Source organism: Moorena bouillonii PNG, from assembly GCF_001942495.1.
Classification (GTDB): domain Bacteria; phylum Cyanobacteriota; class Cyanobacteriia; order Cyanobacteriales; family Coleofasciculaceae; genus Moorena; species Moorena bouillonii.
Genome location: NZ_MKZS01000001.1, coordinates 715,297 through 731,568, shown reverse-complemented (window position 1 = coordinate 731,568; position 16,272 = coordinate 715,297). Strand labels below are relative to the sequence as shown.

The following is a 16,272-nucleotide window of genomic DNA, read 5'->3' as shown; positions in this document are numbered from 1 at the left end:
AATTTTAAACAAACAGGATATCAATATCTTATGTCTCAAATTGTTACTGAATTAACAGGTGTACCTCGCACCCTACTTTTACCACTCAGAGGACGAGCTGAAGAACAAGCTAATTCTCATCCCCTATTTCAAGATCCACTAGCTGTTGAGTGGTTAAAACTCGCGGGTTGGGATCAAGAGCTAGAGAAATTTTATTCTAAAAGTGCTAAAGCTGGTAATATTGCAGTTGCTATCCGAACTTACCAGCATGATCAAATAACATCTGGTCATATTGCCAAGCATTACCATCCAGTTGTAGTGGAATTGGGTGCTGGATTATCTAGTCGTTTTCACCGTATTGGACAGAATGCTTATCGTTGGTTAGAACTAGATTTGCCCATGGTAACTGAATTGCGCTCTAAGTTAGATACACAGACAGAACAGCATCAGTTTATTAGTGCTTCAGTTATGGATTTTGACTGGATGAATAATTTGCCCAACGTAGAACCAGAAAACATTTTATTTATTGCAGAAGGCTTACTAGCCTACTTTGAGGTAAATGAAGTCCAGCAACTCATATCTACGATGCGCTCTCGTTTTCCAGGGGCTACCTTAGATGTGGAAGTTCTAGGAAATTATGCCAAGATGTTTAGTAAAAAGTTATCTCAAATTGGAGCTCCCCTAAAGTGGTTTGTTAAGAATGAAGAAGATTTAGCTGCCATGGGATTGCAAGTAGTCAATACTTGGCCTATCTATCAGCTACATCAAGAACGTTGGCCTTGGCAATGGCAACTACTTTTGAAATTCCTTAGCAAATTCCCCTACTTTCGTAATGGATATCTAATTGTGGAAACTAAGTTATAGCAATCAAGAATGAAATGTGAAAAAATAATAGAGGAGTTAGTGGATAAAAATCTGAAATAATTAGATACCTTTATGGAATTTATTCCACTAATACAATGGATGAATCCAGAATAAGATATGTATAGTGGCGATCGTTAATCTTGAAGGCATCAAGGTAAAATAGATCAGGACATAAGCAAGGGCACTATATAGCAATTATCATAGTAATGAGGTACAGTAACAGCAGTGAGTAAAGCAATTATGAATATCTTCCTTGTCTTGATTAGTCTCCAACACAGTCTGGTAGAATTGTTCCAGTAGCGTGACCGTTCGCGTAGCGTGGCCTAAAGGCCAAAAGGCCAGGAAACATATTTGCTTTGGGGAGGCTACAGAGACCTCCCGTTTTTTTTGGCAAAAGGTTAGCTTAAACCATTATTCTCTCTAGTTGACAGCTCTATTGTCACCCCTTGAGTTAATCGACATACTGTTCGATAAACTTCCTAAGTTTCTTCACCTTAAACTCCTTAGCCAATCTATAAATAACCTTAGCAAATGGGACAAATTTAGAATCTAACTTTTCCAGCTTTTCGGCTTCTTGTCTGATGTCAAACACATTACCTTTCTTAGCAAAGTCATAAAGTTGGAGCAGGAGATCAGATGGGGGAGGCACAATGGCATCTAGCTGGATTTCTTCAGCTCCAGCATCTGTTATAATTTCTGGTTTTGGTATGAAGTCTTCATACACCCATTCCAGTTGCAAATACTGTTTTAATTTTTCTAGTAATTCGGCTACGTCCACTGGTTTGGGAATAAAATCATCGCAGCCTGCCTTCGAACTCTGTTCCTGGTCTAACTCATAAACACTGGCAGATGAAGCAATAATCAACAGATCTTTAAATTTATCTAATGAGCGCAGACGTCGCATCATTTCCAAGCCATCCATCACCGGCATCACCAAGTCAGTAATAATTAGGTCAGGGTTAAATGCTGTGGCTTTTTCCAAACCCTCAACCCCATTACTGGCCTCCAACAGTTCAAATCCCAGAGGTTGTAACACATTCACAATTACAGAGCGATTCTCCCATTTGTCATCTACTACTAAGATTTTACCTGCTTTCCCCTGACAACCTATAATAGTTTTGGTGGAGGCTTGCTTACTCTGACTCACAGCTGTAGTAATCGGTAACTCTAACTCGATCGAGAAAAGGCTACCTTGGCCATAAGTACTCTCAACATTGATAGCACTTCCCATCAAATTGATAATTTTTTTGCTAATCGCTAATCCAAGCCCAGTGCCTTGTTCACGATGCTCAATATCCCCCACCTGTTCAAAGGGCAAAAAGATTTTTTCCAGTTGTTCTGGGGTCATCCCAATGCCAGTATCTTTAATTATAAATTTAAGTTTTACTAGGGGGGATTGGATAGTAGTAATTGCTTGGTGGTTACTGATAACGTCTACCTTAAAGGTGACTCCGCCATGGTCAGTAAACTTAATAGAATTTCCCAAAAGATTAATCAGAACTTGTCGCAATCGTTTGGGATCAGTCAGGATACCCTCTGGCAGATGGGATGAGGGTTGATAAATAAAAGCAATCTGCTTTTGCTGGGCTTTGACCCGACAAATTTCTACAACTTCCATCAGAAAGGACGGCAAATGAATTTATGTCGGAAACAGTTCCATTTTCCGAGCTTCGATTTTGGATAAGTCTAAAATGTCATTAATCAGATGGAGTAGATAGTTGCCACACTTATAAATAAGGTTGATCTGGTCTTGTTGTTGAGGAGTTATCTGTGGATCCCGTTGTAGAATTTGGGCGTAACCCAAAATGCCATTGAGGGGAGTACGCAATTCATGACTCATATTAGCCAGGAATTGACTTTTGGCATGATTAGCCTGATCAGCCGCTTCTTTAGCTGCTTTGAACTCAGCTGTACGTTCCTCAACCCGGATTTCCAGTAAAGCATTGGTTTGTCGCAGTTCTGCTTCGATTCGCCTACGCCCAGCCAGATAAACTAGACCATAGCTAAATCCAAAACAGGAAACACCAGCAAATAACAGCCAATAGCGGTACTGATATATGACTTGACCCAGAGTCACTTTTCCCCAATCTTCGTAGGGACGAACCCGCAGATTCCGTAAGGTTTCGTGACAAGCTTGGTAGTTGGCCGGGATACTCCAGCCCTGATAACGACCAGCTTTGGCCGCTGGGTGCTCAGAAGGTATGGTCATTAATGCGATCGCAACCTCTTCCGCTAACTCCACTGGGGTATGGGATAGTGTGGAAAAAGGCCATTGTGGATAAAGTTTAGTACTCAGAGCAAAAGGGAAAGTGTCTTGATATTGAGTTTGCTGATTGAGGATCACAAAGTCATCTCGATTAATTTTACCCTCCTGTGCCATACGTTCGAGGGTATCAGTGCGGACAGTGCCAGCATCGACAATACCATCACGAACAGCGTAGATCACTGCGTCATGGCTACCACCAAAGTGGAGGCCTGGAAAGTCACGGTAGGGGTTAACTCCAGCTTCTAACAGAATTTCCCATGCCATTTGCCAGCCCCCAAAGGCATTTTCACTAACGGCCATAAAGGTTTTGCCCCGTAAATCCTTTAAATCCTGGATATCATTGCGGTCAGCATGACGCAGGATAACTGCTCCAAATTGGGTGTAAGGCTTGCCTAGGCGTAGATTTTTTAAGGTGGCAATTGGTATTGCCCCATAAATGGATTCCAACCGTACATACATTCCAGGATTGGACAACACAAAGTCCACCTCCTGGTTAGCTACTATTTCTTCAAGGGTGTCAAACCCTAGTGGTACAAGTTGGAAAACATAGCCGGAAATGGTTTCACTGAGATAGTCTAGGGTCGGTTGCCATTTTGTTTTAGTATGCTCAACACCCCGAATTGTCAGCACTCCCACCTTAACAATCTTTACCTCTGAATTCATTATTTGTCCTGTTCTATCTACAGGTTCCTGAGCAGAAGTAATCCCTGGGGCAGGCGATGCTATTAGTGATAATCCCATGCCTAGAATCAGGCTGGATTTAATTAATAAGTAAAGACGAATCATATTTTATAGCAGTTATCAATTGGTTCAGGTACAAAGTTTTGGGTTGCGCGGGAGTAGGGAGTAGGGAGTAGGGAGTAGGGAGTAGGGAAGATAGAAAAAATCATGTGTACCTCATTAAGCTATAAACCGCTATATATATTTTCTGGTTAATAAATTCGTTTTTTAATTCATCAATACATATTTCATTAATTAATAATTAATAGGTTTAATATAGCGAGCGTTTGATAGTAAGTGTGAGGTACATTTAAATTTTTTTCCTTGTCTCTCTTGATGAAATAGCGAGTGGGGAGGGGCTGCATCCCGATTCCCTACTCCCGATTCCCGATTCCCGATTCCCGATTCCCGATTCCCGATTCCCGATTCCCTGCGCTATACTAATTATTTTCAAGATACTTTTCTATCAATAATCTAATTTTTTTTAATTGGAATTTATTAGCATAATTCGATATAATCTGAGCAAAGGGAATAAACTTATCATCTAATTCTTTCAGATTTTCTGCCGTTTTAGTGATAGCGAACATATTCCCTTTCTTGGCCAGGTCATAAAGTTCAGCTAATACATCGTCTGGAGGAGGCAAAGTGGCGTCTGGCATAACTTTTTGAGCGGATTCAATTTTGATTTTTGATACTTCTGGAACATACTGTTCATATACCCATTCCAGTTGCAGATGCTGCTTTAATTTATCGAGTAATTCTTCAACGTTCACAGGCTTACAAAGAATATCAGTCCAGCCTATATCCTGACTCTGTTGCTGTTCTAATTCATAAACACTGGCAGATGTCGCGATTACCAGGATATGTTTCAATTGCTCTGATGAGCGGATACGTCGCATCATTTCAAAGCCATCCATAACTGGCATCACTAAGTCAGTAATAATTAAGTCAGGGTTAAATTCTGTGGCTTTTTGCAAACCCTCAACCCCATTACTCGCTTCCAAAAATTCAAATCCCAGAGGTTGTAAAAAATTAACAATAACAGAGCGATTCTCCGGTTTGTCATCTACCACTACTATTTTCCGCACCTTTCCCCGGAAACCAACGATAGTATTGGTATAAATTTTAGGTTTGTAATCCATTACTGTGGTAGTAGGTAAATCCAAATCCACAGAAAAAACGCTACCGTTGCCACAAGTACTTTCAACCTGGATAAAACTTCCCATGAGATTAACAATTTTCTGGCTAATAGCTAATCCTAGACCAGTGCCTTGATCTCGAATAGCACTATCCCCACATTGCTCAAATGGTAAAAATATTTTTTCCAATTCTTCTGCTTTTATTCCGATGCCAGTATCTTCGATTTTAAATCGAATTATAACCATGGGTGATTGGGAGACTTTGCCCATTAGTGGCATGATTTTGTCTGTGATAACTTTTCCCTCTTCCCCCTCTTCTCCCTCTTGCTGATCTCTATAAATCCTAGGGAGTGGTGGTTGTAGGGCTTTATCATTACTGATCACCTCTACCTTGAAGGTTACTCCGCCATGGTCAGTAAACTTAATAGCATTGCTCAGGAGGTTAATCAGAACTTGTCGCAGTCGTTTTTCATCAGCCACAATCCCTGCTGGTAGATAGGATGAGGGTTGATAAATAAAAGAGATACCCTTTTGCTGAGCTTTGATACGGCAGATTTCTACAACCGAGATCAAAAAAGTAGGAAAATGAATCTCTTTCGGCAACAGTTCCATTTTCCTGGCTTCGATTTTCGACAGCTCTAAGATGTCATTGATCAAGTTGAGCAAGTGAGTGCCACATTGGTAAACGAGATCGATACTATGCTTTTGTTTAGGGCTAGCGGTTTTATCCCGTTGGAGGATTTGGGCATAACCTAAAATGCCATTGAGAGGAGTACGCAGTTCATGAGTCATATTGGATAGGAATTCACTTTTGGCTTGGCTAGCTAATTCAGCAGCTTCTTTAGCTTTTGCAAGTTCAATGGCTTGTTGTTTTAACTCCTGATTTTGAAGTTGCAGCTTTTCAGTTAACTCCTGAATCCGTAAATGGTTGATTATCCGAGTTAAGAGTTGCTCATGTTGGAGTGGCTTAGTGACATAATCGACTCCCCCAACTTCAAATCCTTTCACCTGATCCTCGGTACTGGATAACGCCGTCATAAAAATTACAGGAATATCTTTGGTAGCCGGATCCGCCTTCAAGCGACAGCAGGTTTCAAAGCCATCTATACCTGGCATCAAAACATCCAGTAAAATAATTTTAGGATGGGCATACTTAGCGCGTTTTAAACCACTTTCACCATCTTGGGATACTAAAATGGTGAAGCCACAATATTCCAAATAATCAAAAGCAACCCTCAAATTAGTAGGATTATCGTCAATGATCAATATGGTATAATTTTTTAAGTTAAACTCATTCGTTTTAGCAGTTACACTCATGGAGTTTATTCTAGATGCAGATAGTCTTTAAGCAAGGTAACAATTGCTTTTTATTGAAACCCTCCGGCTAAGTTTTTGAGTTTGGTGGGCTTTGGGAATGTATGTTTTCATCAAGTTCTTCCAGCCATAGCAATTCTAATTTGTCGTACTGCCCAGCATCGCCAATTCATAGAGCACTTCCATTTCCTGAGGGGGGGGTACGACAAACCGTTGATCACAACTGGGTTTTGACCCCTGTGATCAAGCTAGAGGCTGTTGAGATATTGGCTGATATACCCACTCTAACTGCAAATATTGCCCTAAGAAAACCAGTTACTGTTCCGGAAGAGGGGGAACAGACCGTCAGTGGGGCAACAGAGGGAGTATTGACTAATACTTATCATCACTTCCAATCAGCAAAAATTTGCTTGATTTGTGCGATCGCTTGATTGGTAGCTTGCGCCACAGACAAACCATCTACAACTATTGTTCTAATCGCTTTACCCTGACTCCACCAGATGCGCAGCGAATTACCCCGGTTTATCGTAAATCCTTTAGTAGACTCGACTTGATTCTTACTGCACTCAGCTAACCCCAGACCAAATAAGAACAAGGATAGTCGAGTGAATTGGCGTCGCTGCATGATTCTTGAACCTCGAAACCGTTGTGCAGACGTCACAACTCTACTCCTTGCGATGAACCAATCGTGGTCATTTTGCCAAAGCTCATAAGCCCCTAAGAGCACTATCCTTAAGGTGGACAGAAGTAGTTTTTTTCACGGACGTATGACCTATGGTTGACTATTGGATCCAAGCTACAGAACGCCCTTGGATGAGCATTTATTTAAGAATCCTCGCCTTTATCTTTGCCTATGGCGCGATTGTCCACTTTGGTAATATAGCAGGTTTTGGGGAAATGCCGTGGTTAGAAACACCCTTAACCTGGAGAATTGGCGATGTTTTCTATGGCATTCTCGATACAGTAGCCGTGATTGGACTAGGAGCACGAAAAGTTTGGGGCATTGGATTGTGTTTATACTAAGTTGCGGTCAAAGGTACAACTTTCTCTTCCGCCAATCTCCCAATCTCCCCATCTCCCAATCTCCCTATCTCCCAATCTCCCAATCTCCCCATCTCCCAATCTCCCAATCTCCCCATCTCCCCATCTCCCCATCTCCCAATCTCCCCATCTCCCCATCTCCCTATCCAACTAATCTACTCTCTTTGAATGCAACTCGGTATTAGTGGGAATTCTCTCTCAGTTTATTATTTACACAGTATTTATCGATTATTTTGCCGCCACCCCTGAGCAAAGACAAACCATCTACGGTCTTTTGGGAACTGAAGCAATTTTAGTGCTGATATTGACTACATTATTACTGTTAAAAAAGTAATTTTATTGATAACTAAACAGTGTAAGCTATCAGCTAATGCGCTACTTGAGGTGCTACGCGAACAGCTTTGATGGGCAAATCCCCAGACTTTCAATTCTCATTAATCTCTCAATCTTAAATTCTCCCGTTCCCGTAACCTGGCTATAGGCCTGTATAGGTTTATTTTAAGCTGACTGCTGACTGCTGACTGCTGACTGCTGACTGCTGACTGCTGACTGCTGACTGCTGACTGCTGACTGCTGACTGCTGACTGCTGACTGCTGACGACAGCTATTGATCAACCCACTCTAATTGTAAATACTTCTCCAATAATGCCAATAATTTCTGCTCGTCAACTGGTTTTGGCAGAAAAGCATCACAGCCAAGTCTCTGAGTTTCCTTCTGCACAACATCCCAGTTGTTAGCAGAGAAGGCAATAATTGGTACATTCTTCATTGCTGGTATCTGTTGTAATTCCGGAATCATCGTGAAACCAGTTTTAACAGGCATAAATAAATCCGTTAAAATCAGATCAGGTCCAATTACCCTGGCCAGCTCCAATGCTTGCTGAGCATTCTGGGCTAATACCACTTCAAAACCCAAAGGTTTGAGCATATTTAGCAATACCAAGCGATTTTCTGTTATGTCATCCACCACTAACAATTTACGTCGTTTTCCTTTATAAATCAACCCTTTAACAGCAATATCTGGTTCAGCATTTGCAACAATATCTATCACAGGTAAGGTAACATCAAACCAAAATGTTGAACCTTTGCCCAATTGACTTTTAACCTTTAGTTTACTTCCCATCAAGTTAACGATTTGCTGACTAATCGCTAAACCTAAACCCGCTCCAGCTATCCGACGCTCGGTATCCCCTACTTGTTCAAAGGGTTGGAATATTTTCTCTAACTGTTGAGGACTAATTCCTATGCCAGTATCGATGACCTCAAAGCGAATCGTCCGAGAATGGATGTTATAATCTCCCCCTTGAATCCTGGTGTTGGAAGACTTCGATATTCCTAAAATAGAGTTTTGTTTCTCAATGACTCCAACATTAAATGTGACATTACCTTGGTCAGTAAATTTAACTGCATTACCTAATAGATTGAGTAAAACCTGTCGTAACCTTTTCTGATCTAACTTAACCCCTGTGGGTAGGTTACCTTGAGTTTTATAGTTAAACAATATATTTTTTTCATTAGCTCCCATGCGGATAATACCAACTACCCCTTCCAAGAAGCTTGGAAAATGAACCTCACGGGGGTAGAGTTCCATCTTACGGGCTTCGATTTTAGAGAAGTCTAAGAGATCGTTAATTAGGGTCAATAGATAGGTTCCACTTTGCTCTATAATTTTTAAACCTTGTATTTGCTGCTGTCTTAAATTGCGATCGCTCCTTGGGGTGCTGCCCTTCACGTCATCGTTTTGGGTAGCAACTTTAGCTGTATCGCGCTGGAGAATTCTGGCATAGCCTAAGATGCTATTGAGGGGAGTGCGCAATTCATGGCTGATGTTAGCTAAAAATTGGCTTTTAGCTTGGTTAGCAACTTCCGCAGCTTCTTTAGCTTTCCCTAATTCCACAGTACGTTCTTGCACTCGGATTTCTAAACCCTGATTCGTTTTCTCTAGAGCCGTAAAAGAATCCTGCAATTGCTGTGCCATCTGGTTAAATGACTGAGCCAACACTCCAGTTTCATCGTCACTCAACACAGGAGCTTTATGGTTTAGATTGCCACTAGCTACCTGAATAGCTGCCTCTGTGATTGCCCGAATCGGTTTGGTAATCTGGCTTGATAGTAGATAAACTCCTACTAGGAGCAGTCCAGTAGAACTCAATCCAATCAGCACAATGTTCCCAGCTAGCCGACGAGCAGGAGCAAAAGCTTCTTGCTGAGAGATCTCAGCTAGTAACGCCAGGTTCTGTTTCTCCAACCAGTGATACACACCGATAACAGGTATCCCATCGTAATTTCGATAAAGTCCAGCACTATTTTTTCCTTGGGTAGCGTTATCAATACCCAAACTACTAACTCCGTCAGAGTATTTTTGATTCTCAAACTGACCTGAGGCGATGAATATATTTTTTCGTTCCAATCGACCGACTAGATAGGTTTCGCCACTCTTACCTAAGCCAGTACGGTCTCGAATTAGGTTATCAACTTCTTGAAGATCGAGAGTAATGGAAATCACTCCTATACGGTTACCGGATTGGTTAAGGACGGGTGTGGCAAAAGTGATGGCTGTTTTGCCTGTTCTTGAAGAGCTATAAAACGTTGGCTTAATGTCCGTTTGATCTCGGGTGAAGTAAGTAGTAGTCGCACCAAGGGGTTGATAGTTGCCCTCCAAAGTTTTGTTAGTTGAAAAAATGATAATCCCACCAGTTGTGAGCAGGGAAATTTCTCGTAGATTAGGCTTAATGGCAGCTAAATCAGTCAGGTATTCTGAAATGCTATTATAGGCGATTTGATAATCTCTTGACCTGGTTTGAGACCTTTTGCTGCTCAGCAAGACCTCGGCTTGTCTTCGGATTTCTGGTAACTGAGCCGATAACAGCACATCTTGGCGCTGATTGTTAAACCATTGATTGAGTTCAGCAGATTTGATAGACACAGCAACACTGAGTCGATCAAAGACAGATTGTTTGAGAGCTTTTCTAGCTAAACTATAAGCAGTAATGGCTACAATAGTTACCGTAACAACTGATAAAAGTGAAAAGTAATTGACCAGCTTTGACAGTAATGTTTTTTGAGTTAATTTGATCATAACAATCATAATAAGCTCTAAAATTTAGCTTTTTGCGTCAACTCAATCCTTTGTAGGGACTGAGCTATCAGCCTTGGCCTTGGCCTATGGCCACGCTACGCGAATGGCCACGCTACTTGAGGTGCTATCAGCATTGGCCTATGGCCACGCTACTTGAGGTGCTATAATATAATTTAATGCAACACCTGACTCATAACTATAGCAATTATCAGCAACCTTTGAGTGACATTGCTTATCTTTTTAAGGCAACAGGCAACAGGCAACAGACAACAGGCAACAGACAACAGGCAACAGACAACAGGCATGCTATAAAGATGGTTTTAAGGGATGCAGGGCGGCGCTATATCCCTTGCTCATAACACCAAAAACTCCATCGTAATTACGATATATCGACCCTGTTACCTGTTCCCTTTTTATATCAATCTTATCTTCAAAATTAAAATAAGAATGCGATAACAATTATTGTGATAACGAATAATCTAACTAGGTTTATACCAATTAGAAAAAATTTTATTAATTTTATCAATAGCTCGATTAGTTGCTTGCTTAATTGACAAATTATCCACCACAATTTTTCTAATCACTTCCCCCCAAACGTTTTGAGCAGCCACTTCACTATAAGCTGGGTTTAACACTTGATAAGCTGGTCGGGTGTTTTGTAACTGCTGTAGCGCCACAGAAATATGAGGATCACTGGGATTTTTCCAAAAGGGTTTTTCAAACAGTTTCGGCATCACGGGTAAGTATCGACCCTGAGACCCTTCTGTGTAGGCTTGTAAGTTTTGCGGTTGTGCCAAATATGAGAGAAAATTCTTGGCATACTCCTGTTTTGTGGAGGCTTTAAAGAGAATGACCTGTTTGATCTCTATGATGAATCTCATCAGTTCCCCACTAGGTTTATTGGGCCACTTAACTGTAGAAAGTTGCTTGGTGTAAATTTCAGGATCTTGTCGTTGGGAACCTGGAACTGAGAGAGTATGATTGACCGTCATCAGGCTAGTGCGGCTGAGTAACGTTACATTGTTGCCTGTATTATCCCAATCTACGGCATCCGGTGGCACATTCTTATTGATATAAAAACGGGTATATTGCCTTAGAGCTGCCTCAATGCCTTGCTTAACTTGGGAGTCGTCTAAGCGTAACTTGCCATTTTTATCAATTAGTTTGACATTGTAGGCTTCTAGAAATTGCTCAAAATTGTTGTAGGTATCTAAGCTCAGGGACATAGGCATGCCGATACTATACATATTGGGATAACTGCTCTGACGCAATTGTCCCTGAACCTCCTCCCAAAACCGCCAAAATCCCTGCCAATCTCTGGGAATTGACCCCTTTGCCTGACCAATCTCGGTCAGGATGTCTTGCCAGTAGTGAATATGGATGGCTGATTGCATAATTGGTACAGCATAGTAGCTACGTTTTTTAGCAACTTTGTTTTGATAATTGACTCCAGCCAGAACCCCTTCACTGTACCAGTTTTTCAGAGGCTGTATCACATCAGACACATCTACCAGTTGATTATTCCATGCCAGACGGGGAATAATGGTCAAGTCTGCTACCCCTGCATAGAAAATGTCAGGAGGGTTACCTGATGCGATCGCACTCTCGATTTCTTTGAGAATATCCTTCTGAGGTATGATGACTAATTGAACTTTAATCCCACTGTTTTTTTCCCACTTGTCGATGATTGTCCGGAGTGCATCCGTTTCTTCTGGATAAAAACCCTGTTGCCACCAGATGCTAAGTGTTTTAGCTGTGTCAAAGGTTGATGATTGTCTTGATGATTGTCTTAATGATTGGAAATTGTGAGTACAGTTAGCCAATCCCAAACCAAGGAAAAACCAAGGGAGTTGATTGAATTCCCGTCGTCGCATAAGTCTTTAACCGTTACACTTATCAAGTCCTTTAGTATGATATTATCCAGTACTGTGTGAATAAACCTCTTGCAAAAGTATTTTTCTGATAGTGTTTGCGTCAATTATTGGGTGAATCTCACTCTTGCATAATTTCATCCATTGAGATGCACCCATTCCTACTCCCTACTCCCTACTCCCTACTCCCTACTCCCATTAACCCAAGACGAAAGTACTTCACCGAATTTAAAACTACTATAGTAAGTAATGGATAATAGGTAATGGGTAATAACTAATCCTACAGGAGTAATCACAATTACCTAATACCTAATACCTATTCCCAACATATTACAATACCGATCCTCTCGGACATGAAATGATTTAGTCTTATACTTTTTTTAAAAATACCTGAGTAACTTAATAAATCTCAAAAAAGTTAAAGGTTAAAAGGGAAAGGTAAGCATATGGGCGTAGCGCATATGCTGAATGCTTACGAAAATTGGTCTCATATCATGTCAGGATAATTACCTTTAATAAAAATCTACCCTATTTCCCCATTTCCCCATCTCCCCACACTTCCCACACGAACCAACTTCCCACCTTCTCCTTAATTATGGGTATTCAACCAAACTTGATATTACAGTACCTCAGTCATCAACCCACTCCAATTGCAACAGCTGCTCCAACAAAGCAAGTAACTGATCCTGGTCAACGGGTTTCGGTATAAAACCTTCACAGCCCAGCATCTGACTCTGCTTCTGGACTATGTCAAAAGTACGGGCTGAAAGGGCAATGATCGGCACATTTTTCAGATCGGGTATTTCCCGAATTTCTGGCACCATGGTAAAAGCAGTTTTGACCGGCATGAATAAATCAGTCAAAATCAGATCGGGTCGGATCGCTATGGCGACATCCAATCCCTGCTGACCATTTTCTGCCGTTACCACCTCAAAGCCTAACGGTTCAAGCATGTTGAGTAATACCAACCGATTTTCTTTGTTATCATCCACCACTAGCAGTTTGCGTCGTTTTCCGTGGTAACCCATCACTTGACCTGCAATATTCCGTTTTGCTTCGGTAACTTTAACCACAGGTAAGGCAACATCAAACCAAAACATTGACCCCTTACTTAACTCGCTTTTAACGTTTAGTTGGCTTCCCATCAATTCCACCAACTGCCGAGATATGGCTAAGCCTAAGCCGCTTCCAGCTGCCCGATATTTGCTATCCCCCGTTTGTTCAAAGGGTTGGAAAATATTATCTAATTGTTGAGGGCTAATTCCTATCCCGGTATCAATCACCTCAAAGCGAATCGTCCGATGTTGGATTTTGGAATCTTTCCCCTGATCAAGGGAGGTAGGGTTTTGGTCTTGAATCACTCCAACGTTGAAAGTTACATTGCCTTGGTCGGTAAATTTGACTGCATTGTCTAACAAGTTGATCAGTACCTGTCGGAGCCGTTTATCGTCTGCCTTAACACCAGTTGGTAAATTACTTTTTTCTTCAAATCTCAACACAATATCTTTTTCACTAGCTCGCATGCGGATGATTCCCACAACTTCCTCTAAGAAGGTTGGTAAATTAAATTCTGTGGAATACAGTGCCATTTTGCCAGCTTCGATTTTGGAAAAGTCTAAGATATCGTTGATCAAAGTCAACAAATGGCTACCGCTTTTCTGAATAATTTTTAAGCCTTCCAGTTGCTTGGCAGTTAAATTTCGTTCACCTTTGGAGGCGGCTAAAGCCGCCTCACGTTGGAGAATTTGAGCATATCCTATAATACCGTTTAGGGGAGTACGGAGTTCATGACTCATGTTAGCTAGGAATTCACTCTTGGCTTGGTTAGCTACTTCTGCTTTTTGTTTAGCCTCTTGGAGATAGGCATTTTGTTCAGCAAGGGTTTTGCTTAAACAATTGAGTTTTAAATGGAGCCTGACTCTAGCTAATACCTCTTCTTGTTCAAAGGGTTTTGGGATATAGTCTACTGCACCATAAGATAATCCTTTTATCTTATGGTTTATATCAGCAAACGCGGTCATAAAAATTATTGGAATATCTTTAGATATTGGATTATTTTTTAGTTTTTTACAGGTTTCAAATCCATCAATACCTGGCATATTTACATCTAACAATATGAGATCAGGTGGTTCATATTCTACTTGTTCAATAGTTCCTTCACCATCCATTTCTACTCTGACTTTAAACCCAGCACTTTCCAAAGTTTTGTAGAGAACTGATAAATTATTGGGATTATCATCAACGATTAAAATTGTTCCAGTGTTTGGTGATTGGTTCATTTTTACTTATTGATATATTTCCTAATCGCCAAGGTATGAGAGCAAGTCCGGAGGTGCGCTTGACCCATTAAGAATTAAATTCGCGCACCTTTAGGCAAAGCCAAACGCGGGGCGCGAACGGGCGCGCACCTCTTAATCACTTCGTATTCAGGGAAATTGTGACTTGTTACTTATTACTCGTTACTTGTTACTTGTTATTTTGTAGTGTAAGGATTTTGCTAGCTGACTATAGGCTAGTCAGTGAGACGCTCACACTCCACTTAAACATTTCAGATGTTCCGAGATCAGTGTTAAACCGGACATGATCTGACTTGGACTAATAATCTCTTGAAGCTGATCCTCGAAGACAGGGAATGGGATTTCCCGTTGATGGCTGAGTGTATTCAGTCAACCGTTAACAGTTAACCGTCAACACTACCGATTGCTGATTAGCTCGCCGAAAGTCGTGATCAACTAGTGTCTTGATTCAGTGATGGGATAAGCTGAAATCATCCCGCCTTTGTGTACGCTTTTTGATAAGCTTTTGTCTACGCTTATGGTTACCTCCTCTTGGTCGTGAATTCTCTATATGTATACTTCCCCTTCTGTAACTCAGAAGTAACACCACAAAATGGAACTAAAGCAATTTTCGGCTCTTGAGTTATGCCAAATGGTTTGAATCATGAAAACAGCTCTAGCAACACCATGCAACATATCAAATCTATTTCCCTAGCAATTTTACTATTGGCTTCGGTTCTATATCTGCCAAGCTGCAACCTCACTGGGGCTAAAAAGAACTCCAACTCAACTAGTAGCTCTCCTACTAAAGTTTTAGATCAAACCCCTGATAGTCGTCTGGTGGAGGAATTGACAACTAGCTATCTCAACAAAACCCCAGCTAGAGCAGTTGCGACTAAGCTAACCCTTGAACAAGCTCAGGCTTTGCAAGACCAATTTGTACAACAGTTGAGCTCTAGTTTAGGAAACGTTGTAGGTTACAAAGCTGGACTGACTAATCCTGCTGCTCAACAGCGCTTCAAAGTCTCTGAACCCTTACGAGGTGTACTTCTCGAAAAAATGTTGCTCAAAAGTGGAGCGGTTGTCCCTGCCAACTTTGGTGCTCGACCTGTATATGAAGGAGACTTAATGGTTAGAGTTGGTAGCGATGAAATTAATAGTGCTACTACCCCTAAGGAAGCTTTAGCTGCTCTTGATGCCGTCATTCCCTTCATGGAACTACCAGATTTAGTTTATGACCCAAAAGTGAGTCTTAATGGCACTGCTTTGGCAGCCATTAATGTCGGTGCTCGCTTGGGAGTTTTAGGAACACCGATTCCTTTATCTGCTACCCCTGATTGGGAAGAACGATTAAAAAATATCAAGATTGTAATGGTAGATAAGGCTGGCAATCAGTTAGCTGTTGGTAAAAGTAGTGCTTTATTAGGGAATCCGTTACAGGTAGTACTTTGGTTAAAAGATTCTTTGAAGGCATCAGGTAAAGTTTTGAAGAAAGGCGATTTACTGTCTTTAGGCTCCATGACTCCCCTAGTTCCTGTTAAATCTGGTACTACTATTCGTGCTCAATATATTGGATTAGATCCAAAAGACAAGGTAGAAATATCGGTTAGTTTTGAGTAATATTAAGTCCGGTATAACAAAGGGAATAGGGAGTAGGGAGTAGGGAGTAGGGAGTCGGGAGTCGGGAGTCGGGAGTCGGGAGTCGGGAGGCGGGAGTCGGGAG

12 protein-coding genes are annotated in these 16,272 nt (G+C 41.2%); 4 read left to right on the top strand and 8 right to left on the bottom strand.

The annotated features are described in order from the left end of the window. Positions 1 to 30 precede the first annotated feature (30 nt). On the top strand, positions 31 to 843 hold the full coding sequence (locus BJP37_RS03015; protein ID WP_075896359.1) for a class I SAM-dependent methyltransferase: 813 nt from the start codon (positions 31 to 33) through the stop codon (positions 841 to 843). Between the two features lie 451 nt (positions 844 to 1,294). Here the strand turns inward: BJP37_RS03015 and BJP37_RS40680 are convergent, their stop codons facing one another. From BJP37_RS40680 to BJP37_RS03000, 4 genes are all read right to left on the bottom strand, one after another. After that, a complete protein-coding gene (locus BJP37_RS40680) occupies positions 1,295 to 2,461 on the bottom strand; it encodes an ATP-binding protein (RefSeq protein WP_198953942.1) in 1,167 nt (388 codons plus the stop codon). Between the two features lie 21 nt (positions 2,462 to 2,482). After that, positions 2,483 to 3,772: a phosphate/phosphite/phosphonate ABC transporter substrate-binding protein gene (locus BJP37_RS40675; RefSeq protein ID WP_198953941.1), complete on the bottom strand. Its 1,290-nt coding sequence runs from the start codon at positions 3,770 to 3,772 to the stop codon at positions 2,483 to 2,485. Between the two features lie 497 nt (positions 3,773 to 4,269). Beyond that, positions 4,270 to 6,285: an ATP-binding response regulator gene (locus BJP37_RS03005; protein ID WP_075896357.1), complete on the bottom strand. Its 2,016-nt coding sequence runs from the start codon at positions 6,283 to 6,285 to the stop codon at positions 4,270 to 4,272. A gap of 382 nt (positions 6,286 to 6,667) precedes the next feature. Then, on the bottom strand, positions 6,668 to 6,907 hold the full coding sequence (locus tag BJP37_RS03000; RefSeq protein WP_075896355.1) for a hypothetical protein: 240 nt from the start codon (positions 6,905 to 6,907) through the stop codon (positions 6,668 to 6,670). Positions 6,908 to 7,056: 149 nt separating this feature from the next. On the opposite strand from BJP37_RS03000, the gene BJP37_RS02995 reads away from it, so the two are divergent. Next, positions 7,057 to 7,305, top strand: a complete 249-nt coding sequence (locus BJP37_RS02995; protein ID WP_075896353.1) for a hypothetical protein — start codon at positions 7,057 to 7,059, stop codon at positions 7,303 to 7,305. On the opposite strand, the gene BJP37_RS40670 is transcribed toward BJP37_RS02995, so the two are convergent. Next, positions 7,297 to 7,461 carry a hypothetical protein gene (locus BJP37_RS40670; protein WP_198954358.1) on the bottom strand — a complete coding sequence of 55 codons (165 nt, stop codon included), beginning with the start codon at positions 7,459 to 7,461 and terminating at the stop codon, positions 7,297 to 7,299. The two genes, BJP37_RS02995 and BJP37_RS40670, sit on opposite strands and share 9 nt — an antisense overlap. 46 nt (positions 7,462 to 7,507) lie before the next feature. Between BJP37_RS40670 and BJP37_RS40665 the strand changes: the two genes are divergently transcribed. Beyond that, positions 7,508 to 7,657, top strand: coding sequence for a hypothetical protein (locus tag BJP37_RS40665; RefSeq protein WP_198953940.1), 150 nt, complete (start codon positions 7,508 to 7,510; stop codon positions 7,655 to 7,657). Positions 7,658 to 7,927: 270 nt separating this feature from the next. Here the strand turns inward: BJP37_RS40665 and BJP37_RS02990 are convergent, their stop codons facing one another. The 3 genes from BJP37_RS02990 to BJP37_RS02980 form a co-directional block, all read right to left on the bottom strand. Next, a complete protein-coding gene (locus BJP37_RS02990) occupies positions 7,928 to 10,411 on the bottom strand; it encodes a hybrid sensor histidine kinase/response regulator (protein ID WP_075896351.1) in 2,484 nt (827 codons plus the stop codon). A 470-nt stretch (positions 10,412 to 10,881) separates the two neighbouring features. Next, positions 10,882 to 12,276, bottom strand: coding sequence for an ABC transporter substrate-binding protein (locus tag BJP37_RS02985; protein WP_075896349.1), 1,395 nt, complete (start codon positions 12,274 to 12,276; stop codon positions 10,882 to 10,884). A 626-nt stretch (positions 12,277 to 12,902) separates the two neighbouring features. Continuing rightward, on the bottom strand, positions 12,903 to 14,552 hold the full coding sequence (locus BJP37_RS02980) for a response regulator (RefSeq protein WP_075896347.1): 1,650 nt from the start codon (positions 14,550 to 14,552) through the stop codon (positions 12,903 to 12,905). Positions 14,553 to 15,194: 642 nt separating this feature from the next. Between BJP37_RS02980 and BJP37_RS02975 the strand changes: the two genes are divergently transcribed. Then, entirely contained in the window at positions 15,195 to 16,169 is a 975-nt protein-coding gene (locus tag BJP37_RS02975) for a 2-keto-4-pentenoate hydratase (RefSeq protein ID WP_081431042.1), read from the top strand. The last annotated feature ends 103 nt before the right edge of the window (positions 16,170 to 16,272 follow it).

Coding starts and splice junctions, on each gene's coding strand:
- BJP37_RS03015 (WP_075896359.1), top strand. CDS start 31: ATGTCTCAAATTGTTACTGAATTAACAGGTGTACCTCGCACCCTACTT.
- BJP37_RS40680 (WP_198953942.1), bottom strand. CDS start 2,461: ATGGAAGTTGTAGAAATTTGTCGGGTCAAAGCCCAGCAAAAGCAGATT.
- BJP37_RS40675 (WP_198953941.1), bottom strand. CDS start 3,772: ATGAATTCAGAGGTAAAGATTGTTAAGGTGGGAGTGCTGACAATTCGG.
- BJP37_RS03005 (WP_075896357.1), bottom strand. CDS start 6,285: ATGAGTGTAACTGCTAAAACGAATGAGTTTAACTTAAAAAATTATACC.
- BJP37_RS03000 (WP_075896355.1), bottom strand. CDS start 6,907: ATGCAGCGACGCCAATTCACTCGACTATCCTTGTTCTTATTTGGTCTG.
- BJP37_RS02995 (WP_075896353.1), top strand. CDS start 7,057: ATGGTTGACTATTGGATCCAAGCTACAGAACGCCCTTGGATGAGCATT.
- BJP37_RS40670 (WP_198954358.1), bottom strand. CDS start 7,461: ATGGGGAGATGGGGAGATTGGGAGATGGGGAGATGGGGAGATGGGGAG.
- BJP37_RS02990 (WP_075896351.1), bottom strand. CDS start 10,411: ATGATTGTTATGATCAAATTAACTCAAAAAACATTACTGTCAAAGCTG.
- BJP37_RS02985 (WP_075896349.1), bottom strand. CDS start 12,276: ATGCGACGACGGGAATTCAATCAACTCCCTTGGTTTTTCCTTGGTTTG.
- BJP37_RS02980 (WP_075896347.1), bottom strand. CDS start 14,552: ATGAACCAATCACCAAACACTGGAACAATTTTAATCGTTGATGATAAT.
- BJP37_RS02975 (WP_081431042.1), top strand. CDS start 15,195: ATGCCAAATGGTTTGAATCATGAAAACAGCTCTAGCAACACCATGCAA.